The organism is Roseovarius mucosus, assembly GCF_002080415.1.
Classification (GTDB): domain Bacteria; phylum Pseudomonadota; class Alphaproteobacteria; order Rhodobacterales; family Rhodobacteraceae; genus Roseovarius; species Roseovarius mucosus_A.
On the sequence record NZ_CP020474.1, the window covers coordinates 4,104,692 to 4,127,702 of the forward strand.

Annotated in this window: 25 protein-coding genes; 9 read left to right on the forward strand and 16 right to left on the reverse strand. The window is 61.0% G+C overall.

Annotation, left to right across the window (positions count from 1 at the left end):
• Window positions 1–15 precede the first annotated feature (15 nt).
• Window positions 16–1,167, reverse strand: a complete 1,152-nt coding sequence (mnmA, locus tag ROSMUCSMR3_RS19570; protein WP_008282197.1) for a tRNA 2-thiouridine(34) synthase MnmA — start codon at window positions 1,165–1,167, stop codon at window positions 16–18.
• 123 nt (window positions 1,168–1,290) lie between these two features.
• Between mnmA and ROSMUCSMR3_RS19575 the strand changes: the two genes are divergently transcribed.
• From ROSMUCSMR3_RS19575 to ROSMUCSMR3_RS21790, 5 genes are all read left to right on the forward strand, one after another.
• On the forward strand, window positions 1,291–1,563 hold the full coding sequence (locus ROSMUCSMR3_RS19575) for a DUF1153 domain-containing protein (RefSeq protein WP_081508463.1): 273 nt from the start codon (window positions 1,291–1,293) through the stop codon (window positions 1,561–1,563).
• A 101-nt stretch (window positions 1,564–1,664) separates the two neighbouring features.
• Entirely contained in the window at window positions 1,665–2,381 is a 717-nt protein-coding gene (gene ctrA, locus ROSMUCSMR3_RS19580) for a response regulator transcription factor CtrA (protein ID WP_008282199.1), read from the forward strand.
• A 103-nt stretch (window positions 2,382–2,484) separates the two neighbouring features.
• On the forward strand, window positions 2,485–4,605 hold the full coding sequence (ligA, locus tag ROSMUCSMR3_RS19585) for an NAD-dependent DNA ligase LigA (protein WP_081508681.1): 2,121 nt from the start codon (window positions 2,485–2,487) through the stop codon (window positions 4,603–4,605).
• The gene (gene recG / locus ROSMUCSMR3_RS19590) at window positions 4,602–6,692 is read left to right on the forward strand and encodes an ATP-dependent DNA helicase RecG (RefSeq protein ID WP_081508464.1); all 2,091 of its coding nucleotides are present in this window, start codon (window positions 4,602–4,604) and stop codon (window positions 6,690–6,692) included. Before ligA ends, recG begins: the two co-directional genes overlap by 4 nt.
• 97 nt (window positions 6,693–6,789) lie before the next feature.
• Window positions 6,790–6,912, forward strand: a complete 123-nt coding sequence (locus ROSMUCSMR3_RS21790) for a hypothetical protein (RefSeq protein ID WP_008282202.1) — start codon at window positions 6,790–6,792, stop codon at window positions 6,910–6,912.
• A gap of 190 nt (window positions 6,913–7,102) precedes the next feature.
• On the opposite strand, the gene ROSMUCSMR3_RS19595 is transcribed toward ROSMUCSMR3_RS21790, so the two are convergent.
• Both ROSMUCSMR3_RS19595 and ROSMUCSMR3_RS19600 read right to left on the reverse strand, forming a co-directional pair.
• Window positions 7,103–8,320 (reverse strand): HAMP domain-containing protein, encoded by a 1,218-nt coding sequence (locus ROSMUCSMR3_RS19595; protein WP_081508465.1) that lies wholly within the window; start codon window positions 8,318–8,320, stop codon window positions 7,103–7,105.
• A gap of 98 nt (window positions 8,321–8,418) precedes the next feature.
• Window positions 8,419–8,874 (reverse strand): iron-sulfur cluster assembly scaffold protein, encoded by a 456-nt coding sequence (locus ROSMUCSMR3_RS19600; protein ID WP_037298318.1) that lies wholly within the window; start codon window positions 8,872–8,874, stop codon window positions 8,419–8,421.
• 67 nt (window positions 8,875–8,941) lie between these two features.
• Between ROSMUCSMR3_RS19600 and hisI the strand changes: the two genes are divergently transcribed.
• A complete protein-coding gene (gene hisI / locus ROSMUCSMR3_RS19605; protein WP_081508466.1) occupies window positions 8,942–9,310 on the forward strand; it encodes a phosphoribosyl-AMP cyclohydrolase in 369 nt (122 codons plus the stop codon).
• Window positions 9,311–9,332: 22 nt separating this feature from the next.
• Here hisI and gluQRS read toward each other — a convergent pair whose 3' ends face one another.
• Genes gluQRS through ROSMUCSMR3_RS19620 form a run of 3 tightly spaced genes read right to left on the reverse strand, consistent with a single transcriptional unit; the run spans window position 9,333 to window position 12,383 of the window.
• Window positions 9,333–10,166: a tRNA glutamyl-Q(34) synthetase GluQRS gene (gene gluQRS, locus ROSMUCSMR3_RS19610; RefSeq protein WP_081508467.1), complete on the reverse strand. Its 834-nt coding sequence runs from the start codon at window positions 10,164–10,166 to the stop codon at window positions 9,333–9,335.
• Between the two features lie 12 nt (window positions 10,167–10,178).
• On the reverse strand, window positions 10,179–11,555 hold the full coding sequence (trmFO, locus tag ROSMUCSMR3_RS19615) for a methylenetetrahydrofolate--tRNA-(uracil(54)-C(5))-methyltransferase (FADH(2)-oxidizing) TrmFO (protein ID WP_081508468.1): 1,377 nt from the start codon (window positions 11,553–11,555) through the stop codon (window positions 10,179–10,181).
• Between the two features lie 42 nt (window positions 11,556–11,597).
• Complete coding sequence (locus ROSMUCSMR3_RS19620; protein WP_081508469.1) at window positions 11,598–12,383, reverse strand: enoyl-CoA hydratase; 786 nt, start codon at window positions 12,381–12,383, stop codon at window positions 11,598–11,600.
• A 58-nt stretch (window positions 12,384–12,441) separates the two neighbouring features.
• On the opposite strand from ROSMUCSMR3_RS19620, the gene ROSMUCSMR3_RS19625 reads away from it, so the two are divergent.
• The 3 genes from ROSMUCSMR3_RS19625 (at window position 12,442) to rpsI (ending at window position 14,063) form a co-directional block, all read left to right on the forward strand.
• Window positions 12,442–12,861 (forward strand): PaaI family thioesterase, encoded by a 420-nt coding sequence (locus ROSMUCSMR3_RS19625; RefSeq protein ID WP_081508470.1) that lies wholly within the window; start codon window positions 12,442–12,444, stop codon window positions 12,859–12,861.
• A gap of 246 nt (window positions 12,862–13,107) precedes the next feature.
• Window positions 13,108–13,572: a 50S ribosomal protein L13 gene (gene rplM, locus ROSMUCSMR3_RS19630; RefSeq protein WP_008282210.1), complete on the forward strand. Its 465-nt coding sequence runs from the start codon at window positions 13,108–13,110 to the stop codon at window positions 13,570–13,572.
• Window positions 13,572–14,063, forward strand: a complete 492-nt coding sequence (rpsI, locus tag ROSMUCSMR3_RS19635) for a 30S ribosomal protein S9 (protein WP_008282211.1) — start codon at window positions 13,572–13,574, stop codon at window positions 14,061–14,063. The genes rplM and rpsI overlap by 1 nt, the downstream gene beginning before the upstream one ends.
• 66 nt (window positions 14,064–14,129) lie before the next feature.
• Here rpsI and ROSMUCSMR3_RS19640 read toward each other — a convergent pair whose 3' ends face one another.
• From ROSMUCSMR3_RS19640 to guaA, 10 genes are all read right to left on the reverse strand, one after another.
• Complete coding sequence (locus ROSMUCSMR3_RS19640) at window positions 14,130–14,507, reverse strand: DUF2852 domain-containing protein (RefSeq protein WP_081508471.1); 378 nt, start codon at window positions 14,505–14,507, stop codon at window positions 14,130–14,132.
• Window positions 14,508–14,598: 91 nt separating this feature from the next.
• Window positions 14,599–15,222, reverse strand: a complete 624-nt coding sequence (locus tag ROSMUCSMR3_RS19645) for a TetR/AcrR family transcriptional regulator (protein ID WP_081508682.1) — start codon at window positions 15,220–15,222, stop codon at window positions 14,599–14,601.
• The gene (gene ppk2, locus ROSMUCSMR3_RS19650; RefSeq protein WP_081508472.1) at window positions 15,215–16,084 is read right to left on the reverse strand and encodes a polyphosphate kinase 2; all 870 of its coding nucleotides are present in this window, start codon (window positions 16,082–16,084) and stop codon (window positions 15,215–15,217) included. Before ppk2 ends, ROSMUCSMR3_RS19645 begins: the two co-directional genes overlap by 8 nt.
• Window positions 16,085–16,120: 36 nt before the next feature.
• The gene (locus tag ROSMUCSMR3_RS19655; protein ID WP_081508473.1) at window positions 16,121–17,089 is read right to left on the reverse strand and encodes an alpha/beta fold hydrolase; all 969 of its coding nucleotides are present in this window, start codon (window positions 17,087–17,089) and stop codon (window positions 16,121–16,123) included.
• On the reverse strand, window positions 17,073–17,996 hold the full coding sequence (gene metA, locus ROSMUCSMR3_RS19660; RefSeq protein WP_081508474.1) for a homoserine O-acetyltransferase MetA: 924 nt from the start codon (window positions 17,994–17,996) through the stop codon (window positions 17,073–17,075). The genes ROSMUCSMR3_RS19655 and metA overlap by 17 nt, the downstream gene beginning before the upstream one ends.
• A gap of 27 nt (window positions 17,997–18,023) precedes the next feature.
• Entirely contained in the window at window positions 18,024–18,896 is an 873-nt protein-coding gene (locus ROSMUCSMR3_RS19665; protein WP_008282217.1) for a hypothetical protein, read from the reverse strand.
• A 113-nt stretch (window positions 18,897–19,009) separates the two neighbouring features.
• Window positions 19,010–20,128: an OmpP1/FadL family transporter gene (locus ROSMUCSMR3_RS19670; RefSeq protein ID WP_008282218.1), complete on the reverse strand. Its 1,119-nt coding sequence runs from the start codon at window positions 20,126–20,128 to the stop codon at window positions 19,010–19,012.
• A 137-nt stretch (window positions 20,129–20,265) separates the two neighbouring features.
• Window positions 20,266–21,153 carry a DMT family transporter gene (locus ROSMUCSMR3_RS19675; protein ID WP_081508475.1) on the reverse strand — a complete coding sequence of 296 codons (888 nt, stop codon included), beginning with the start codon at window positions 21,151–21,153 and terminating at the stop codon, window positions 20,266–20,268.
• Window positions 21,150–21,395 carry a putative quinol monooxygenase gene (locus ROSMUCSMR3_RS19680; protein ID WP_237183496.1) on the reverse strand — a complete coding sequence of 82 codons (246 nt, stop codon included), beginning with the start codon at window positions 21,393–21,395 and terminating at the stop codon, window positions 21,150–21,152. The genes ROSMUCSMR3_RS19675 and ROSMUCSMR3_RS19680 overlap by 4 nt, the downstream gene beginning before the upstream one ends.
• A gap of 17 nt (window positions 21,396–21,412) precedes the next feature.
• Window positions 21,413–22,981 carry a glutamine-hydrolyzing GMP synthase gene (gene guaA / locus ROSMUCSMR3_RS19685; RefSeq protein ID WP_081508477.1) on the reverse strand — a complete coding sequence of 523 codons (1,569 nt, stop codon included), beginning with the start codon at window positions 22,979–22,981 and terminating at the stop codon, window positions 21,413–21,415.
• Window positions 22,982–23,011: the final 30 nt, after the last annotated feature.

Below are 23,011 nucleotides of genomic sequence, written 5' to 3' on the forward strand. Positions count from 1 at the left end.
GGGCGTTTTAACGCCTCAGACTGTCGCGCCGCGCCAGATCCAGCCGCCGCCCAGAACGCGGGTGCCGGTGGTTTCATAGAAAACGCAGGCCTGACCGGGCGAGACGCCTTCCTCTGGTGTCAGCAATTCAACCGTCGCCTCGGTGGCGGAAATGGGGCGCAGCACCGCCTCGCGCGGCGGGCGGGTGGAGCGGACCTTGACCGAGATATGCCATTCCGCCTGAGAGGTGAGGGGGGCATCGCCCAGCCAGTTGATTTCGCGCAGCGGCACGGTGCGGGTCGAGAGCATGTCCTTGGGGCCGACGATCACACGGCGCGTGTCGACGTCAAGGCGCACGACATAGAGCGGCTCTTCAAGCCCGCCGATGCCAAGGCCGCGACGCTGACCGATGGTGTAATGGATGACGCCCTCATGCGTGCCAAGGATGCGGCCATCGGCATGGACAATCTCACCGGGTTCGGCGGCACCGGGGCGCAGTTTTTCGATCACGCTGGCGTAATTGCCGTTGGGGACAAAGCAGATGTCCTGACTGTCGGGTTTGTCCGCGACTTGCAGGCCATATTGCGCGGCCAATTCACGCGTCGCCTGTTTCGAGGGCAGATGCCCCAGCGGGAAGCGCAGGAATTCGAGCTGCTCGGGCGTGGTCGAGAACAGAAAATAGGACTGGTCGCGCGCCGAATCAGTGGCGCTGTGCAATTCCGGCCCCTGCACGCCCATCTTGCGCTGAATATAATGGCCGGTCGCCATGCAATCCGCCTCAAGATCGCGGGCGGTTTCCAAAAGGTCCTTGAACTTGACCCGTTCATTGCAGCGGATGCAGGGCACGGGCGTGGCTCCGGCAAGATAGCTATCAGCGAATTCGTCGATCACGGCATCGCGAAAGATGTTCTCGTAATCCAGCACGTAATGCGGAAAGCCCATTTCCTCGGCAACGCGGCGGGCGTCGTGGATATCCACCCCGGCACAGCAGGCGCCCTTCTTGGCCAGAGCCGCGCCATGGTCGTAAAGTTGCAGGGTGACGCCCACCACATCATAGCCCTCGGCGGCCAGATGTGCGGCCACAACCGAGCTGTCAACGCCGCCCGACATGGCGACAACCACACGGGTTTCGGCCGGGGATTTCGGAAACCCAAGGGAGTTCAATGGTTTATTTATGTCCAATGCCATGGCGGCCTCCGCTCGGGTGTTTCAGAATATAGGAAAATCCTAAACACTCTCAAGACCCGGTTTCACACCGCATTAAGCCTGAAAGCGCCATTCTGGGTGCATCAGACCAAAGGGGTGAGCGTCATGTATCTCAAGAAAGTGGAAGGGCCAAGGGCTGTTACCTTGGCGGATGGAACGGTGTTCAGCCGGGCGGATTTGCCGCCCGCCGATACGGCGCGATGGGTTGCATCGCGCAAGTTGGCGGTGGTGCGCGGGGTGGCCTATGGGCTGATCTCGCGGCGTGAGGCGCTCGAAACCTATGGGTTGAGCGAAGAGGAGTTTGACGGCTGGATTGCCGCGGTGGCCAAGCATGGGGAGGGTGCGCTCAAGGTCACGGCATTGGGGGCGTATCGATAACTGCAGGTTGAGCATTTGAGATGTTGAAACAATGGTAACGGGTAGTTAACCATTTTTGAGCAGTGTGATCGGTATCAAAACAATGATCCATGGAGTCCCCAATGCGCGTACTTTTGGTCGAGGATGATCCGACAACCTCGAAAAGCATCGAGTTGATGCTCACCCATGCCAATCTCAATGTCTACACCACCGATCTGGGGGAAGAGGGCATAGATCTGGCAAAGCTCTATGATTACGACCTGATCTTGCTGGATCTGGGCCTGCCGGATATGAACGGGCACGAGGTGTTGCGCCAATTGCGGCTGGCGCGCATTGCCACGCCGATCCTGATCCTGTCAGGGGCGGATGACACCGAAAGCAAGATCAAAGGGTTCGGATTTGGCGCGGATGATTATCTGACCAAGCCATTCCACCGCGATGAGTTGGTGGCGCGTATCCACGCCATCATCCGGCGGTCCAAGGGGCATTCGCAATCGGTGATCCGCACCGGCAAGATCAATGTGAACCTTGATGCCAAGACGGTGGATGCGGGCGGCAAGCCGGTGCATCTGACCGGCAAGGAATACCAGATGCTGGAGCTGTTGAGCCTGCGCAAAGGCACAACCCTGACCAAAGAGATGTTCCTGAACCACCTCTACGGCGGCATGGATGAACCGGAACTCAAGATCATCGACGTGTTTATCTGCAAGCTGCGCAAGAAACTCTGCGAGGCCACCGATGGTGTCAATTACATCGAGACGGTCTGGGGGCGCGGCTATGTGCTGCGGGATCCTGAGCAAGCGACGCTGGGCGGGCGGCCTCTGGCCATTGGGGCCTGAGGGTAGCACAGGCTCTGGACGCTGGGCGGGTCGGGCACTATCACTCTGATCAGGGAGAGGCGGGCAGGGAATGGCCGCCGCATCCGGGATCAGCGAGGGGCCGATGACCGACAAACTTGCCGTTGAGGATCTGACCGAAAGCGAGGCGCAGGCCGAATTGGGGCGGCTTGCGGCGCTCTTGGCGGCGGCAAACCGGGCCTATCACACCGAGGATGCGCCCGAAATCACCGATGCGGCCTATGACGCGCTCAAGGCGCGCAATGCGGCGATCGAGGCGCGCTTTCCTGAGCTCAAGCGCGACGACAGCGCATCGGATCAGGTAGGCGCCGCGCCGCTGGATGGCTTTGCCAAGGTGGCCCATAGCATCCGCATGCTGAGCCTGGGCAATGCGTTCGAGCCAGAGGATGTGGCCGAGTTCGACAGCCGTATTCGCCGCTATCTGGGCCTGCCGGACGATGCGCCGCTGGCCTATACCGCTGAGCCAAAGATCGACGGGCTAAGCCTGAGCTTGCGATATGTTCAGGGCAGGCTGGTGCAGGCCGCGACGCGCGGCGATGGCGAGGTGGGTGAGAATGTCACCGCCAACGCCCGCACCATCACCGATATTCCCGAGAGTTTGACCGGTGCGCCCGAAATTCTGGAAGTGCGCGGCGAAGTCTATATGAGCCATGCCGATTTCGCCGCGCTGAACGCGCGGCAAGCCGAGAAATCGGACAAACAATTTGCCAATCCGCGCAATGCCGCGGCGGGATCGTTGCGGCAGCTGGATGCCAAGATCACGGCTGCGCGGCCGCTGCTGTTCTTTGCCTATAGCTGGGGCGAGGTGAGCGCGCCCCTGGCCGAGACGCAGATGGGCGCGATTGCGCGTCTGAAGGCGCTCGGGTTTCAGACCAACCCGCTGACAGTGCTCTGTGATGGGGTCGAGGCGCTGCTTGAGCATTACGCGCGGATCGAACAGGCGCGCGCGACTTTGGGCTATGACATCGACGGCGTGGTCTACAAGGTCGATGATCTGGGCCTGCAGGCGCGTCTTGGCTTTCGCTCGACCACGCCGCGTTGGGCGATTGCGCATAAGTTTCCCGCCGAACTGGCCTGGACACGGCTGGAGGCGATCGACATTCAGGTTGGGCGCACCGGCGCGCTAAGCCCCGTTGCGCGGCTGACGCCGGTCACGGTGGGCGGCGTGGTGGTCAGCAATGCCACTCTGCATAATGAGGATTACATCGCCGGGCGTGACAGCAAAGGCGAGGTCATTCGCGGCGGCAAGGATATTCGCGTGGGCGACTGGGTGCAGGTTTACCGCGCGGGCGATGTGATCCCAAAAGTGGCCGATGTAGACCTGAGCAAGCGGGCGGAGGGGGTCGCACCCTATGTCTTTCCCGCGACTTGTCCCGAATGCGGATCGGATGCGGTGCGCGAAGAGGGCGATGCGGTGCGGCGCTGTGTGGGCGGTCTTATTTGTCCGGCGCAGGCGGTGGAAAAGCTCAAGCATTTCGTATCCCGCGCCGCCTTTGACATCGAAGGGCTGGGGGCCAAGCAGGTAGAGCAATTCTACCGCTATGGCTGGATCAAGGAACCGGCAGATATCTTTACCCTGCAAGAGCGCTATGGCTCTGGCCTGCAGCAGTTGAAGAACCGCGAGGGCTGGGGCGAAAAGAGCGCGAAGAACCTCTTTGAAGCTATTGAAGAAAAAAGAAAAATACCCTTTGGTCGGTTGCTCTTTGCGCTTGGGATCCGGCATGTGGGCGAGCAGGCCAGTACCCTGATTGCGCGCAATTACGGCACTTGGGATGATTTCATCGCGGCGATGGACGGGGCCAAGGATTATGAAGGGCCGGAGTGGGAGCGTCTGTTGGGGATCGACGGGGTGGGCACGGTCATGGCGCGCGCCCTTGTCGGGGCCTTTGCAGAGCCGCATGAACGCGGCAGCATTGACCGGCTGACCGAGTATCTGACCGTGCAAGAGGCCGCGCGCCCCAGAACCGACGGCAGCCCGGTTGCGGGTAAGACCGTCGTCTTCACCGGCAGCCTCGAAAAGATGACGCGGGCCGAGGCCAAGGCGCGGGCCGAAGGGCTGGGGGCCAAGGTTGCGGGTTCGGTCAGTGCCAAGACCGACCTTTTGGTGGCAGGGCCGGGGGCCGGGTCCAAGGCCAAGAAGGCACAAGACTTGGGGATCGAGACAATTGACGAGGATGGTTGGCTGACCCTGATCGGGGACGCATGAGCGGGCGGCCGGAAATCCTATTTCCGCTTTTTGCCGGGCTGGAAACGCTCGAGGGGATCGGGCCGAAGACCGCGCAAGCCCTCTCTGCGCTTGAGATCACGCGGCCGCGCGACCTGATCCTGACACTGCCGCATTCCGGCGTGGATCGCCGCCGCCGCGCCACGGTGCAGGGGGCAGAGATGCCCGGGATCGTGACGGTCGAGGTGACTGTGGGGCAGCACCGTCCGCCCTCGCGCAAAGGCGGGCCGTATCGCGTGGTGGTCGAGGATGCCGCCACCAGCTTTCATCTCGTCTTCTTTCATGCCCGCGATGAGTATCTGCGCAAAATGCTGCCCACCGGCGCGCGGCGGATCGTGTCGGGCAAGGCAGAGCTTTTCGACGGAATCGCGCAAATCGTGCATCCCGATCATATGCTGCCTCTTGAGGAGGCATCGGACATCCCTGATTTTGAGCCGGTCTATCCGCTGACCGCAGGTGTCACGCAGCGGGTGATGACCAAAGGGGTGCACTCGGCGTTGATGCGACTGCCAGACCTTGCCGAATGGATCGACCCGGTGCAAAAGGCGCAGGCCGGCTGGCCCGATTGGGCCGCTGCGGTGCGTGCCGCCCATGGGCCGCAAGAGGCGCGGGATCTTTCGCCTGCGCATCCGGCACGCGAGCGCTTGGCCTATGATGAGTTGATGGCGCATCAGATGACATTGGCCTTGGCCCGCTCAAAACTGCGCCGCGCCAAGGGGCGCGCGACGGTTGGCACCGGGCGCTTGCAGGCCAAGGTATTGGCAGAGCTGCCCTATGCGCTGACCGGGGCGCAAACGCGGGCCATTGCCGAGATTGCCGCCGATATGGCCGCCCCACAACGGATGAACCGGCTGCTTCAGGGTGATGTGGGCGCGGGCAAGACGCTGGTGGCGTTCAAGGCGCTGCTCATCGCGGTCGAGGCGGGCGGGCAGGGGGTGATGATGGCCCCCACCGAAATCCTCGCGCGGCAACATTTGCAGGGCTTGCGCCCCTTGGCCGAGAGTGCGGGCGTGGTGCTCGAAATCCTGACGGGTCGCGACAAGGGCACCGAGCGACGCGCCAAGCTGGCGGCGCTTGCGCGGGGCGATATTCAGATCCTCGTGGGCACCCATGCGGTGTTTCAAAAGGATGTGGAGTTTTCCGATTTGCGTCTGGCCATTGTCGATGAGCAACACCGTTTTGGTGTGCGGCAACGTCTTGAGCTGGGCAAGAAAGGCGCACAGGCCGATGTGCTGGTGATGACCGCCACGCCAATCCCGCGCTCACTGGCCTTGGCGCAATATGGCGATATGGATGTGTCGGTGCTGGATGAAAAGCCGCCCGGCCGCCAGCCAATCAAGACGGCGCTGATCAGTATGGGGCGGATTGATGAGGTGGTCGATCACCTGCGCCGCGCCTTGGCCGAGGGGCGTCAGGCCTATTGGGTTTGCCCACTGGTCGAGGAAAGCGAGGTCGTAGACCTGAGCAGCGCCGAGGAGCGGTTCAAGCGGTTGCGCGCAGCCCTTGGGGAGGGCGTTGTGGGGCTGGTGCACGGACAGATGCCGCCCGAGGACAAAGATGCCGCGATGGCCGCGTTTCAACGGGGCGACACAAGCGTTCTGGTCTCGACCACGGTGATTGAGGTTGGGGTGGATGTGCCCAATGCCTCAATCATGGTGATCGAGCGCGCCGAGAGTTTCGGGCTGGCGCAATTGCATCAGTTGCGCGGGCGCGTTGGACGGGGGCAGGCGGCGTCGACCTGTCTCTTGATGTATCAGGCCCCGCTGAGTGAGAGCGGCGAGCGACGATTGACCACGATGCGTGACACAGAGGACGGGTTTCGCATCAGCGAGGTTGATCTGGAGATGCGCGGCGCGGGCGATCTGATCGGCACGGCGCAATCTGGCCTGCCGCGATTTCGCATTGCCGATCTCGAATCGCAATCGGCGCTGATGGCAGTGGCGCAATCGGATGCGCGCAAACTGCTTCACGACGATCCGGACCTTGTGTCAGAGCGGGGACGTGCGGCGCGCGTGCTCTTGTGGTTGATGGAACAGGATCAGGCAATTCGTTTAATTTCCGTGGGTTAGAATTTTTGTTCACATATGTTCTTAAAAAGTTCTTTACTTGGTGTTTGCGATATGAGAACAAAGTAGCAACACAGAGGTTTTCAGAAGGAGCCCCCAGATGTTGCACCAGATCAAGACGACTGCGACCCGTGCGCAGGATACGATTGTCGGCGATGCGGTTGGCGCGCTTGCGCTGATGGTGACGCTGGTCGGTGCGCTTTATCTGCCCGGTTTTCTCTGATTTCTGCCTGAGTTTCTGCCTGCGGGTTTGCCCCGGCTCTGGCTGCATCCCTCCTGTCCCAACTTTGGGGATGCGCCACACCACCTGTCCCATCCGGTTTTCGGGATTTGCCTCAATCCTCCCGAATGTCCGGGGCCTGTGACCCGCTCAACTCTGCCGCCGCCGCTCATCCGAGCGTGCGGCGGTTTTTTCATTCCGAGGGCACAGGGCCGGGGCGCAGGCGCTGCACCAGAACGCTGCCGGTGTCGACGATCCCCTTCATCCGCTCCTCAAGGCGGATCATCTCGGACATGACATGGCGCAGGCGTTCGCTTTCATCGCCCAAAGCACCCAGATCAGCAAAGAGCGCTTCGCTTCCGGCAATCTGCGCCTCGGCATTGGCGACGACGGCGCGCAGATCCTCGATCAGGGCCCCGGCATCCTCGGGGGTCTGGCTGCGCAGGTCAGAGACAGCGCGGCGTGCCGTATCAAACCACGCTTTCGAGAGGCGCGGCTCTGACTTGGCGCTGAGCATCGCGGCGCGCTCCAGTCGCCGGATGCGTCCGGTCAGGGTGTCGATCCGGTCGCGAAGATCGGCTTGGATGGTGACGATGTCATCATTGACCGTGACCACCCGTTGCAGCACCTCATCGAGTTCGCCCATCAGCCGGGTGATGCGGTCTAGAAAGAGGTTGAGATCGCGTGCCAGCACACCGAACTCATCGGCGCTGCGAATTTCGGCGCGGTGGTTCAGCCCGCCATAGGCGCGGGCAAGATTGCTGACCACCGTGCGCAGACCCAAAAGCGGCTCAAGTCGCGCGCGCAGGATCAGAAACAAGAGCACCGAATGCAGCACGATTTTGGCCAGAGCCAAAAGGCCGGTCAGGCGCATATCCTCGATCCATTGCGCGAAATCCGTCGCAAGATCCCGCCGCACCGTCACCTCGCCCAGCACATCCCCCACCTGCGCCTCTGAGTGACAGGCAAGGCAAAAGGGCTCGGCGGTGATGGGCAGGGTGGCGCTTGCATGGGCGGTGTCGGGCCAATCGCCGCGCGGCAAGCCCTCGGGGGTAAACTCGAACCCCTGTTCAATGGAACGGATCGTGACATCGGAGGGGATGATCGCGATGCGGTAACCAAGCCCGTCCCAATTGTCCTGAAGGATCGGATAGACCGTGCGCGCGGCGACCGGTCCGCCTTCGTTGCGCATGATGGAACGCACATTATCGGCGAGATCCTGAGCCGCCTCGGTGGCATCAGTGGCACCATGCACGCGGAATTTGTAATAGACCATCCCCGCCTTGAGCGCGAATTCCAGCACCGTCACCATCAACAGGATGATGAAAAAGTCACGGATCATATGGATCAAAAAGGACTGATCAAATCGCCCGATCAGCGGGCTATTCTGGTCGAGTTTCTGCCCTGTCATGGCGCTGTCCCCGGATATCTCTGAGAGAGATAGCGCGCAATTTACCGAAGGTAAGGGGCGGCCTGTTCACAAGCTGTCGCTTTGCCGCGACAGCACCGTCAGGCGCAGGACGTTTGGGCGCGCACGGTTTCCATTGCCTCAACCGCGGCCTCAATCGTGAGCAGGATAGAGGCGTGGCGGTTCTTGTAATCCCGCGCGGGGCGCAGCACCTCGAGCCCGTCAAAGGGCGCGGGCGGTGTGGGGCCGTCGGATTTCAGCATCTCGCGCAGCGCGTCGCGCGCCGCTGTCACCTGTGCCAGATCGCAACCGATGATGGCGCGCCCCACGACACTGGCGGCGGCCTGACCAAGCGCACAGGCCTTAACCTCGGCGGCATAGTCGGTGATCCGGCCACCCTCGCAGCGAATATCGACGGTCACGGTCGAGCCACAAAGCGGTGCGCGCCGCTTGACGCTGGCCTGTGGGCTGGCCAAGCGCCCGTGATGCGGGATGTCCGCGGCCAGTTCCAGAATGCGCGCTGAATAAAGCTTGATCAGGTCGGTTTCGCCGCTCATGGCTTTCCCTTTCGTGTGTTGCCCCATAAATAGGCGTGGAGCGCGCAGATGCAAAAGGAAATCCGCCATGCCCTTCGATCCGGCGACACTAAAGTATGACGCGAACGGGTTGATCCCCGCCATCGCCCAAGAGGCCGAGACCGGCGAGGTGCTCATGATGGCCTGGATGAACGCCCAGTCGGTCGCGCGCACGCTCGACACGGGCCGCGTGACCTATTGGAGCCGCTCGCGGCAGGCGTTCTGGATCAAGGGCGAAACCTCGGGGCATGTGCAAGAGTTGGTTGAGATGCGTGTCGATTGCGACCGTGACTGCCTGTTGGTGCAGGTACGCCAGAATGGGCCTGCCTGTCACACCAACCGGCGGTCGTGCTTTTACACGGCGGTGCGTGCCGGGGAAGAGACCGAGATCATGGCCCCTATGGCACCGTTGGATTGAGCATTTTCGGAACGCTGTAAGGCTAGAGCCCGACCATGGCCCGGATGTCTTGCGGGCTCGCCCCTTCGGCGCGGAAGGTGGCGATAGCACGTGCGTCATCGCGTTTGGCCAGCCGCTTGCCAGCGTCATCGCGGATCAGCGCATGATGGTGATAGGCAGGCGTGGGCAGGCCCAAGAGGTGTTGCAAGAGCACATGGATTTGCGTGGCCTCTTGCAGGTCTTCGCCGCGAATGACATGGGTGATGCCCTGATCGGCATCGTCCACAACAACAGACAGATGATAAGAGGCCCCCATCTCGCGGCGCGCCAGCACCACGTCGCCGACGGTTTCGGGCAGGTCACGGGGGGTGATGACGTCGTCTTTTTCCCTATAGATGAGTGGGTTGGTGAGCCTTGCGCAGGCGCGGGCCATATCAAGGCGCAGCGCGCAACCCTCGGGCATCGGCCCGTTTTGCGGGGCTGTGGGGCGGCAGGTGCCGGGATAGTTCACGCCATCTGGCCCCAAGAGCGGCGCGCCTTCTTGCGGGGCAGAGGCGGCGGCACGAATATCGGCGCGGCTACAGAAACAGTGGTACAAAAGCCCTTGATCCCAAAGTATATTCAAGGCCGCGCGATAGCGGGGGAGGCGGGTTGATTGGCGCAACACGGGGCGGGGCCAGTCGAGACCCAGCCATGCCAGATCATCAAAAATCTGCGCCTCCCATTCCGGGCGGCAGCGGCTTTGATCCAGATCGTCGATGCGTAAAAGAAAGGTTCCGCCCTCAGCCTGCGCCCGGTCATGGGCCAGCATCGCAGAATAGGCATGCCCCAGATGGAGTGGGCCGGTTGGCGAAGGAGCAAAGCGCGTTATGAACATATATTCAATGCGTTATGAGGCGATGCTCATGTTTTGAGCCGCCAGCCATTCGCCCCAAGCTGCCTTGGCGCGGTCGGTATAGCCCTTGTAGCGGTCGATGCGCCCACGCCGCCCGCCTTTGAACCCATCAATCGGGCGAAAGAGCCCGAAATTGACATTCATCGGCTGAAAGGTTTTCGCCTCGGCCCCGCCGGTGATGTGATGGATAAGCGCGCCCATGGCACTGTCCTGTGGCACGGGGGGCAGGCTCTGACCCAGGATTTCCGCTGCCGCCAGACGCCCAGCCAAAAGGCCCATGGCGGCGGATTCGACATAGCCCTCGACCCCGGTGATCTGCCCGGCAAAGCGGATATGCGGGCGCGCGCGCAGGCGCATCTGCGCATCAAGCAGCGTAGGGGAATTGAGGAACGTGTTGCGATGGATGCCGCCAAGGCGGGCAAACTGCGCGTTTTCAAGGCCGGGAATCATTTTAAAAACAGTGGTTTGCGCGCCATATTTCATCTTGGTCTGGAAGCCCACGATATTGTAAAGCGTGCCTAGCGCATTGTCGCGGCGCAGTTGCACCACGGCATGCGGTTTGACATCCGGCGCATGTGGGTTGGTCAGGCCCACAGGCTTCATTGGGCCGTGGCGCAGGGTCTCGCGGCCGCGTTCGGCCATGACCTCGATGGGCAAGCAGCCGTCGAAATAAGGGGTGGGGTTGGGGGAAGACTCTGCTTCGCCTTCGTGAAATTCGGTCTTGTCGGCGGCCAGCAGCGCGTCGATGAACGCCTCGTATTGATCGCGGTCCATCGGGCAATTGAGGTAGGCGGTGCGCTCGGCCTCGGTTTCGCCCTTGTCATAGCGCGATTGCATCCACGCGCGCGACATGTCGATGCTGTCGTGATAGACAATCGGCGCGATGGCGTCAAAAAAGGCGAGCGCCTCTGTGCCGGTCTCGGCGGCAATGGCCTGTCCCAGCCCCTCAGAGGTTAGCGGGCCGGTGGCGATGATCCAATGGCCACTTTCAGGAAGTTGCGTGATTTCATCATGTTGCACGGTGATATTCGGGTGATCCAACAGCCGCGCCGTGACCGATTGGGCAAAGCGATCGCGATCCACCGCCAAGGCACCGCCCGCAGGCAGGCGGTTCTCGTGGGCCATGGCCATGATCAGGCCATTCGCCGCGCGCATTTCCCAATGCAGGAGGCCCACGGCGTTTTGTTCATCATCATCCGAACGGAACGAGTTGGAACAGACCATCTCGGCCAGATCACCCGTGCGATGGGCAAAGGTTTTGACGCTTGGGCGCATTTCGTGGATGACCACATGCACGCCCATATTCGCGGCTTGCCATGCTGCCTCTGACCCGGCCATGCCGCCGCCGATGATGTGTAATACGTTATCCATGGGCTGCGATTTAGGCCATTGAGGGGTGTTTGGAAAGGGGCGTCACTGATCCCAATCGGGGGCGCGTTTGTCGATGAAGGCGGCGATGCCTTCGGCGGTGTCGCGGTCGAGCATATTCTCAACCATCACCGCGCCAGTATGGGCATAGGCGGCCTCTAACCCCATGTCGAGTTGGTCGTAAAAGGCGCGTTTGCCGATGCGCACGGCAGAGCCAAGTTTGCTGGCGACGGTTTCGGCAAGGGCCATGGTCTCAGACTCCAGATCCTCGGGCGGCACGGCGCGGTTGATCAAGCCAAGCTCTGCGGCGCGGGCGGTGTCGATGAACTGGCCGGTGGTCAGCATCTCGAACGCCTGTTTGCGCGGGATATTGCGGCTGAGCGCCACCATCGGGGTAGAACAAAACAGACCGATATTGACGCCATTGACGCCAAAGCGCGAGCCATGCGCGGCCACGGCCATGTCGCAGCTTGCCACCAATTGACAGCCTGCCGCAGTGGCGATGCCATGCGGTGCGGCAATCACCGGTTGGGGCAGGGTAAGGATAGTGGTCATCATCCGGGCGCAACGTGCAAAGAGATCGGCGAAATAGGCGCGCCCGCCATCTTCGGCCTGTCGTCCGGCGGTCATTTCCTTGAGATCATGCCCGGCGCAGAACGCTTTGCCGGCACCCATGAGGGTGATCACGCGGATGTGACGATCCTGTGCCAGCCTGTCAAACTCGGACTGAAGCGCAGCCAGCATGGCATCCGAAAGCGCGTTGAGATTGCCGGGCGAATTGAGAGTAAGCCGCGCGATTGCGCCCTGGTCGGTGCGGTCGAGAATTGCCATCTTGTAACCCCTTGTGCGTTATGGCCATTCTAGCGCGGAACAGCGCGGGGGGCAAAGCATGAGCGTCAAGATGACGGCGGCGGACTTGATGAGTTTTCTCGACCGGGAGTTTCCACAAGTCTCGGGGGAGTTTGCCATCGAGGAGGTGGGCGAGATGCACATCCGCACGCGGCTCTTGGTGGGAGAGCGGCATTTGCGGCCCGGCGGCACGGTGTCTGGACCGTCGATCTTTGCGCTTGCGGATGTGTCGGTTTACTTGGCAATTCTGGCGATGATCGGGCCTGAGGGGCTGGCCGTGACGACAAATTGCAGCATTGATTTCATGCGCAAGCCCATGGCAGGGGTGGATTTGATCGCGGAGTGTCGGTTGCTCAAGCTGGGGCGGGTGCTGGCGGTGGGGGATGTTCTGATCTATTCCGAAGGGATGAGCGCGCCGGTGGCGCGCGCGAGCCTGACCTATTCGATCCCCCCCAAATGAAGCCCTAGACGGGGCGCTGTTCACTCCCCGGACCCCCCAAGCGTATTTCAAGAACGGTGACGGGGTGGATTATTTGGGGTAAAATAATACCTATTTTTTAAGCTACTGATTTAGCTATTTTATTTTGAACATATGGCAGTTGACCTGCGCATTGAACTGATTATAACCCGCCCATCGCATCAGAGCCGCCCATAGGGTGGCCCAAACTGATCAAGACCAAAGACCAAGCACAAGGTTCTGCCTGAAATGAAAACATTCTCTGCTACCCCGGCAGATATCGACAAGAAATGGATCCTGATCGACGCCGAAGGCGTGGTTCTGGGCCGTCTTGCGTCGATCATCGCCATGCGCCTGCGCGGCAAGCACAAGGCCAGCTTTACCCCCCACATGGACATGGGCGACAACGTGATTGTCATCAATGCCGACAAGGTGCAGCTGACCGGCAACAAGCGCAACAAGCCCAACTACTGGCACACCGGCCATCCGGGCGGCATCAAATCGCGCACCACCGGCGAGATCCTCGAGGGCAAGTACCCTGAGCGCGTCGTGATGCAGGCGGTCAAGCGCATGCTGCCGGGCAACCGCCTGAGCCGCACGCAGATGACCAACCTGCGCGTCTATGCTGGCGGCGAGCATCCTCATGAGGCGCAGAGCCCTGAGGTGTTGGACGTCAAATCCATGAACTCCAAGAATACGCGGGTGGCTCACTGATGGCTGACGAAATCAAATCCCTCGAAGGTCTCGAAGCCGTCGCTGGCGGTGTCAGCGCTGCAGCAGTGGCCATCAAAGCCCCGCGCGAGCCCGAGCGTGATGCGCTTGGTCGCTCTTATGCAACCGGCAAGCGGAAGGATGCGGTTGCCCGCGTCTGGATCAAGCCCGGTTCGGGTAAGGTCGTGGTCAATGGCAAGCCGATGAACGAGTATTTCGCGCGTCCCGTGCTTCAGATGATCCTGAAACAGCCGTTCACGATTTCTGGCACCGAAGGCCAGTTCGATGTGATGGCAACAGTCGCCGGTGGTGGTCTGTCGGGTCAGGCCGGTGCGGTCAAGCACGGCGTGTCGAAGGCGCTGCAGCTTTACGATCCCAGCCTGCGTGGCGCTCTCAAGGCTGCCGGGTTCCTGACCCGTGACAGCCGCGTCGTTGAGCGGAAGAAATACGGTAAGCGCAAGGCGCGCCGCAGCTTCCAGTTCTCCAAGCGCTGATCCGTTTCGGATTACACAGTCAAAGGGCCGCCCAGAGGGCGGCCCTTTTTGGTTTTGCGGTACGGCTCAGGCGGTGGTTTGCGCCTGTGCGGGCTTGCGGCGTTCGTCGATGAACTGGTCGAATTCGGCCTTGTCGCGCGCGTCGCGCAGGCACTGAAGGAAGGCTTCGAATTGTTCCTGCTCTTCCTCGAGACGGCGCAGCGTGTCGGCCTTGTAGGCGTCAAAGGCGGCATTGCCAGTGCTGCGCGTGGCGTTCTGGCGTTGAAAGCGAGAGGGAAGGCTGCGTACGGTCATGCGGTTGCTCCAGATCATATAGGCCAGTAGGGCGAGCCCGAGGGGCCAAAAAACGATAAGACCCAAGACCATGGCGATGATCCAAGCGGGTTTGCCTTGGCGGTCGAGCCAAGATTCGGCCTGTGCGGGCCAGGTGGTAATGGCGGACATGACGTCTCCTTGTCGTGTGTGAATGTTACTTACATTTACATATGTAAGATGCCCAGTGCTGCACGCAAGAGGTGTGCTTTGAATTTTCGGGTCAGGGGGTGCTGTCGGGCGGGATGAGGCCCAGACCGCGCAGATAGACGCTTATGCCGGATTCAAGCAGGTCTTCGGGCGGAAAGGGGGCGCGGGCACCGGGGGTGCCACGCGCGTAAAGTTCGACCACCCCATGGCTCATCGCCCAGACATGGGCGGCGAACATCGCCGCAGGTGGGCGGCGGTCAGTCGGCAAATGCGCCGAGAGCGCGGCGGCGGCGCGGGTGAGGATCGCTTGGGCCCGCGCGGCGGCATCGGCCAATTCCGGGTTGGAGTTTACCGAGAGGCCGGATTCGAACATCGCCACGTAATGCCCGGCATTCGAGCGGGCAAAGGCCAAATAGGCGCGCCCCGTTGCCATAAACGCCGTCAGCGGATTGGGGCGGGCGTCATTGAACGCGGCTTCCATCCGGGTGACAAAGATTTCAAATCCTTGGCGCGCGGCCTCGGCAATCAGCGCCTCGCGGCCTGAAAAATGCCGGTAGGGCGCGGCGGTCGAGACACCGGCCAATTTTGCGGCCTCGGCCATGGTAAAGCCCTGCGGCCCCTTTTCGGCAATCAGGGTCAGCGTGGCCTCAACCAGAGCCTGCCGCAAATTGCCGTGGTGATAGCCCTGCTTACCCATGCCAAATTTCAGGGCCGCCGACGATGCCCGGATCAGCGCTGCCCACCGCGCGGGCATCCTTGCGGGCATAATCCAGTTGGCTGAGGACATGACGGATGGTTTCAATCCGCGCGCGCCGCTTGTCGTCCGAGCGCACGACAGTCCACGGCGCATGGTCGCTATGGCTGCGCGTGAGGGTTTCGGCGATGGCGGCGGTGTAACTGTCCCATTTCTTGAGACCCTCGACATCGATCCAGCTGAGTTTCCATTGCTTGAGGGGATCTTGCTCGCGGTCGAGAAAGCGGCGGAGTTGCTCGGCACGGCCAACATTGAGCCAGACTTTGAAGAGATGGATACCCTCGTCGACGATCATCCGCTCGAAATCCGGGACTTGGGCAAAGAAATGCTCGCGCTGCGCGTCGGTGCAAAAGCCGAACACTTTTTCCACAACCGCGCGGTTATACCAACTGCGGTCATAGAATACGATCTCGCCCCCGGCGGGCAGATGGTCGATATAGCGCTGAAAATACCATTGCGTTGCCTCGACATCCGACGGTTTGCTAAGCGCGACAACCCGCGCGCCGCGCGGATTCAGATACTCGCGGAACCGCTTGATCGTGCCGCCCTTACCCGCCGCATCGCGCCCCTCAAAGACGATAGCGATGCGCGCACCGCTTTCCTTGGCCCAATGCTGGAGCTTGACCAGTTCGATTTGCAGCTTTTCTATATCTTTCTCATAGGTCTTTTTTGACAGGCCTTCGGAATAAGGGAAATCGGCCCCCAAGATATCATCCTTATCGGCGCGGCGGATTTCCTTGCGGATGGCTTCGGGGGCTTCCGTCTCGAAAAAGGCGCTGATCGCGCCGTCAAAGGGCAGGTCCATGGGGCCTCTCGCTATGGTTTCCGTCAGTATGGCGGCTCAATCGACGGGGCGCAATCCGGCGCGGGTGGCGGCGCGATCTATGGCTGCAATCACCGCCTCTGGATCGCTGTGGTGGGGCATGTGCCCGACGCCATCGAGCACGGCCAGATGGGCACCGGGAATTTGGGCCGCCAGCGGTTCGGAATGGATCGAGACGCCCACGGTGGTATCAGCCGTGCCGTGTACGATTTCGACCGGCACGGTGATGGTGCCGTAAAGGGGGTGCAGTGCCTCGATCTCGGCCAGTAGATTGGCGCGCTGCAAGGCATTGGCGCGCAAAGAATGGCGGCGCAGCGTGAGGCCGGCACCAATATGTTCGAGATAACCTTCGGGTGGTTCTTGCGGCGTGAAAATTTCCCGCACCGCCTGTTCGACGCGGGTATCATGGACAAAGGCGGTCAGCAGCGGGATCACGAGCGGGCCAAGCACCGGATGCGAGAGCACGCGGTAATAGGTGGAGAGGCCGGTATCCCAGGGTTTGGCGGCACCGGCCACATCCACGAGGGCTGCGATATGATCAGGTCGCGTCACCGCCCAAGCAAGCGCTACCGCGCCGCCATAGCTATGGCCGAGCACGATAGGCTTGTCGGCCCCAAGCTGGGCTGCCGCCTCTTGCAGCAGCGCCGCTTGTTGGGTGATCGTGGCCCCGGTGCGGTTGATGCGGGCGGTATAACCCAGACCGGGGCGATCAATCACGATGACACGGTAGCGCTCTGCCAATCGCGGGGCGAGTTCAAAGGTCAGATCGCGGGTATTGCCCGAGGCCCCGTGGATCAGCACCAGATCAGGCCCATTGCCCATCACGACGGCATGCACGCGGTGGCCGCTCACGTCGATGATCTGGCCCTCTGGGGGAAAGGCGGCTTCGGCGCGCGCCTCGTGGGTGCGGGCACGTTGCTGGGTCCAGCCCCAAAAAGCGACCAGACATACCGCAACAAGGATCAGGGATTTAACAGCCAATGGCATTCATATCGAACGGGGTCGTCTGATAGATCTGGTTCACCCAGTTGCCATAAAGAAGATGCGCGTGACTGCGCCAGCGGTTCTGCGGCGGGCGCGACGGATCATCGCCGGGATAGTAGTTGCAGGGCACATTGATCGGCGTGCCGTTGGCTATATCGCGGTCATATTCCTGTTTCAGCGTGTCGCTGTCATATTCAAAATGGTTGAAGATGTAGAGCGCACGACGCGCGGTATCCTCGACCAGACAGGGTCCGACATCATCGCTGTCCAGAAGGATCATAAGCCCCTCGACCGCCTCGATCTCGGCGCGCTTCATCTCGGTCCAGCGGCTGACGGGGATCACGCAATCATCGGAAAATCCGCGCAGATAGGGTGACGCGGGGACCATGTTGCGATGCCGAAAGCAGCCAAAGGCCTTGGCGGGCAGCATGTGTTTCTGCACCCCGTGGAAATGGTTGATCATCGCCATCCCGCCCCAGCATACCCCAAAGGTCGAATGCACATGGGTTTGGGTCCAGTCAAAGACGCGCGCCAACTCTGCCCAATAGGTCACGGCGTCGAAATCGAGATGCTCAATCGGCGCGCCGGTGATGATGAGGCCATCGTATTTGTCACCCGAGGCGGCGACCTCTTCAAAGGGGCGGTAAAAGCTCTCCATATGTTCGGCGGCGGTGTTCTTGGTCTGATGTTCGCTCATGCGGATCAGGTCAAAGTCGATCTGCAACGGGGTTGCCCCGATCAGCCGGGCAAACTGGTTCTCGGTCTGGATCTTTTTCGGCATGAGGTTGAGAAGGCCGATGCGCAAGGGGCGGATATCTTGCCGCGCGGCTTGATCCGGGTCCACCACCATCACACCTTCGCGCGTAAGCACGTCATAGGCTGGCAGGTCGGCTGGGATCTTGATGGGCATCAGGTGGGGTTCCTTGGCTGTCGGGCCTTAGATAGGCGTGGCGGCGCGGCGCTCAAGGGCGGTGGCGATCAACGCCTCAAACTCCTGTGCCGTTTTGACGGTCGCCACCTCGTTGGCGGTGACACTGACGCCCCATTTTACCATCGCCTCATAGCGGGGCTGACGGTGCGCAAGGGCGCGGGCATAGGTCCAGCGGATGAAGCTGTCTGGATCAACTTCGTCCTCTTCGCAGTTGTTTTCTTTGAGGTATTCGGCCCATGCCGCATCGAGAAAGGCAGGCTGATACGCCATCGGCTTGGGCGCGCGATCAAAGCGGCGGATCAATTCGGCCGTATGCGCCTCGGAGCCTTCAATATAGATCAGCAGACAATGTGCCGAAAGTTCCTTTAGGATCGTGTCCTCGGGATCGTCGCCGTCTACCCATTCACAGATCGACCCACCGGTGTCGCAGATGAAATGCGGATATCCATAAAGTGCGTCTGCGCGGCGGATGAAATAGGCCGTATCCATCAGCGCGTGGATCTCGGCTTGCCGAAACTGTTCCTGCCGGATGCGGTATTCTTCGATCGGCAGCCCGCCTTTGGCGGGATTGCCCGGCTTGCCCAGATAGGTCGAAACCGGGGTGAGGTTGTGAAACGTGATGTTGGAGCCGATATAGATCGAGTCGCTCAGCAGAAGGTCACGCAGGAAGGGCACCTGCATTGCATGCGCCTTGGCATTGTCGGCGATAAGTTCGCCCATGTAGCGCGTGCCGATGCGGTAATCTATCGAGTAGTGAAACCAGTTCCCGGCATCCCGCAGCGTGTTCGACACATGCGTCTTGCCCAAGCCTGACATGCCGTAGAACAGCACCCGTTTATGTGTGGCCTCGCGCCAGTCTTGTGCCGAAGTGTAGATCATCGCTGCTCCCTCTCGCGGGTTTGGTACAAAGCGCGCGGCGCGGGGTCAAATGCAATCATGCAAAAGCCCCGCCCGGGTGAGGGGCGGGGCCTTATTTTTGGTTCTAGGACCGCTTAGAAGCGGAAGGCGACCTTGGTGCCGATGGCGATGGCATCGCTGCCAGAGAAGGCCGTGACGTTCGAGTTCGCGTCGCCGACATCGAAATACTTGATACCAGCGGTGATTTCCCATGCCTCGGTTTCGTATGTGGCGGCCAGACCGTAGCTGAAGTAACCGTCTTTGCCCGAAAGGTTGCCAACGACGTCCCCTTCATCCTTTTCATAGCCAAGGAGGACAGCGCCGCTCCAGTTTTCGTTGAACCGGCGACCGATGCCCAGCTCATAGGTCCAGATGTCGCTCGGGCCGCTGGCGATAGGAACGTTGACCGGAACACCCGTGGCGACAGAGAAGAAGTCGCCGGGCTGAACGGCGAATTTCGACCATTCCCGCCATTTCACAGAGCCAAAGAGCAAGGTGTCTTTGGCAATACCTGATTGGGCATGAAGGGTGAACGCCTGCGGGATTTCCACTTTGAAACCTGCGCCGGTGTTGTCCTTGAAATCGTGCTCGGTTTTGGACTCATAGGTCAGGGCAACGCGCAGGGCGATGTCGGGAATTTCATAGGCGGCACCCAACAGGTAGCCGACTTGGAAATCCTTGTTCACGCCCAGCGTATAGGGTGAGTTGGGTGCAGGAACCGCGCTGCCAAGGGTGGCGGGCGAAATCACCGTGATATTGCCCGACAGGCCGACATAGCGCAGACCACCATAGATGCTGAAGCGATCAGTTGCCTTGTATTTTGCAAGGGCAGTGAACGCGACAGAGCTGACTTCGGCGCTTGATCCGCCAAAGAACGCGCCACCCAAGGCCGCCGGGGGCGTGCGATAATTGACCGAAGCGCCAACCGGCTCGTCGATGACGAACGCGAGCGCCACACGATCATTCAGCTCATGCTTGTAGCCGCCTGCAAAGGATTGATAGCGGTTCTGGATGTTGCCAGTGGGGGCCGTGGGCACGCCGGGGCGCGCAACGCCCGAGACGGATGGGTCCACTGTTGCGGCCGAGAACTCGAGATAGTTCTTGCCTTTTTCGAACAGGATCATCGAAGGGTCGCCCCGTCGTTCGATTTCACCACCAAAGGCTGACGATGCCGTTGCGGCGATCACGGTCGCTGCGAGCCAAGTTTTCTTCATGTGTCCCTCTCCTCCAGAAATATTTGGATTACATTACCTTTACGCCGAAACCGGTCAATCTTTGACGCGGCGTCACAAATTGCGACGTGGCGGCAGGTGGCGCAGCGGACACACTTTCTAAGGAAAAAAGTGTAAATTCATACACTTTTGCGCGTTTCGCGCCAAAGATTCAGGTAATTCGCACCAAAGATCACAGCCGCGCCCACGAGTACAAACACGTCAACTGCCTCACCATAAACCAAAAGGCCGACAATGGCGATTACGGGCAGTCGTAAAAAATCAACCGGAGTGACCAAGGTGGCCGGAGCCAGCGAGAGCGCGGTGGTGAGGCAGAAATGGGCCAAAAGCCCCGCGCATCCGATCAGCACGAGCCATGGGGCAGAGGTGAGCGAGGGGAGGGCGATGTCGCCATCATACCCTGCGCAGGCCAGGCCAAAACCGATTTGCAGCAGTGTCATCCAGAACAGGATGCAAGTGAGGGATTCCGTGCGTGTCAGGCGCTTGGTCATCAGGATTGAACCGGCAAAGCCGATGGCGGCCGCCGCCGCAGCGATTGTGCCCAGGTTGATTGTCTCGGGACTGGGGCGCGCGACGATGAGGATGCCGGCAAAGCCGATTACGGCGGCGAGGGCGCGGGTGCCTGTCAACCGCTCGCCCAACACCAGCGGTGACAGGATCAGAACCCAGAGTGGGGCCGTGAATTCGAGGGCAAAGACCTGTGCCAGCGGAATGACGGTGATCGCATAGAACCACAGGTTTTGGCCGGTAAAATGGCAGAGGTTGCGGACAAGATGCGTGCCGGGGCTGCGCGTGGTGACGGTGGCAATCTGGCCGGTCAGGCGGGCCACGCATAGTACAAGGATAAAGCCCACAATGCTGCGATACATCATGATCTCGAACGTATCGAGTTCAAAGCTGACCGCGCGCCCCGCTACCGCCATAGATGAGAAAGAGGCGACCGCGCCCAGCATCCAGAGCCCCGCGCGCAAGGTCTGTGGGGCCGGGGCGGGGGCCGCCAGACTCATTCCTCGGTGATCTCGAAGTGGCGGGGCATATGAGAGGTGACACGCCACCATTCGCTGGCGCGCGTCCGGGTCTGATGCGCGTCAAAGGCGGCTCGGTCAACAAAGCGCTCTGACACGCTGAATTCTCCGGGCGCGGTTTCGGTCACGTCAAACGACAGACAGCCCGGTTCGGCACGGCTAAGGCGGATATGCTCCGTCAGGGCGGCGCGCGTGACCTCAAGGTCTTCGGAGGGACAAATCATTTGGCCAGTGAGAGAAATCATTCCCACTCGATCGTTCCCGGTGGTTTCGACGTGATGTCATAGGTCACGCGGTTGATGCCTTTGACCTCGTTGATGATGCGCGTCGCGGTTTCACCGAGAAACTCGTGGGTAAAGGGATAGTAATCGGCGGTCATGCCATCGACGCTTGTGACAGCGCGAAGGGCGCAGGCAAAATCATAGGTCCGCCCATCGCCCATGACCCCAACTGTTCGCACCGGCAGGATGGCAACGAACGCCTGCCAGATGTCATCATAGAGCCCGTGGCGGCGAATCTGGTCGATATAGACGGCATCGGCCTTGCGCAGGATGTCGAGTTTTTCGCGGGTGATCTCGCCGGGGCAACGGATGGCAAGACCGGGGCCGGGAAAGGGATGACGCCCGATAAAGCTCTGGGGAAGGCCCAGTTCGCGCCCCAAAGCGCGCACTTCGTCCTTGAAGAGTTCGCGCAGGGGTTCGACCAGTTTGAGGCCCATTTTCTCGGGCAGGCCGCCGACATTGTGATGCGACTTGATGGTGACAGAGGGGCCACCCGAAAAGCTGACGCTCTCGATCACGTCGGGGTAGAGCGTGCCTTGGGCGAGAAACTCGGCCCCTTCAATCTGGCTCGCGTATTTCTGGAACACGTCGATGAACAGGCGTCCAATGGTTTTTCTCTTGGTTTCAGGGTCACTTACGCCCTCAAGCTCACCTAGAAACAGCTCTGCCTCATCGGCATGAATGAGGGGGATGTTGTAATTGTCGCGGAACATGGCCACGACCTCGTCGGCCTCGCCCTGACGCAAGAGGCCATGATCGACAAAGACGCACGTCAGTTGGTCGCCAATGGCCTCATGGATCAGCACGGCGGCGACAGAGGAATCGACACCCCCCGAGAGGCCGCAAATCACCTGTTTGTCGCCCACTTGAGCGCGGATCTTGGCAATCGCCTCTTCACGGTAGGCGCCCATGGTCCAGTCGCCCTTGAAGCCCGCCTGCCGGATGAAATTCTCATAGAGCCGCGCCCCGTTCGGCGTGTGATGCACCTCGGGGTGGAATTGCACGGCGTAGAAGTTGCGGGCGCGGTCTGCCGTGATGGCAAAGGGCGCACCGGGCGAGGTGCCCAGAACCTCGAATCCAGGTGCGATTTCAGAGACATGATCGCCGTGGCTCATCCAGACCTGTTCGCGCGAATCCCCGGCGAACCAGCCATCGACAAAGCCGCTGGCGACACCTGTCGACGTTACGTAGGCGCGGCCAAATTCGGCGGTGGCATGTTCGCCCGCCTCAACGCGACCGCCCAAGTCCTGCATCATGACCTGCTGGCCATAGCAGATGCCCAAGATCGGCACGCCCAGATCATAGGCGGCCTGAGGCGGCCTTGGGCTGCCCTCGCGCATCACGCTATCGGGGCCACCCGAAAAGATGATCGCGCGCGGCGCCATCTCTTGCAGGAATGCGTCCGTCACCTTTTGGTAGGGATGGATTTCGCAATAAACATTCAGCTCGCGCAGGCGACGCGCAATAAGCTGCGTTACCTGGCTGCCAAAGTCGATGATCAGGAGGCGGTCATGGGATATCTGGCTCATATCTCGCCTAGTAATTGGCGTCCCGCTCCG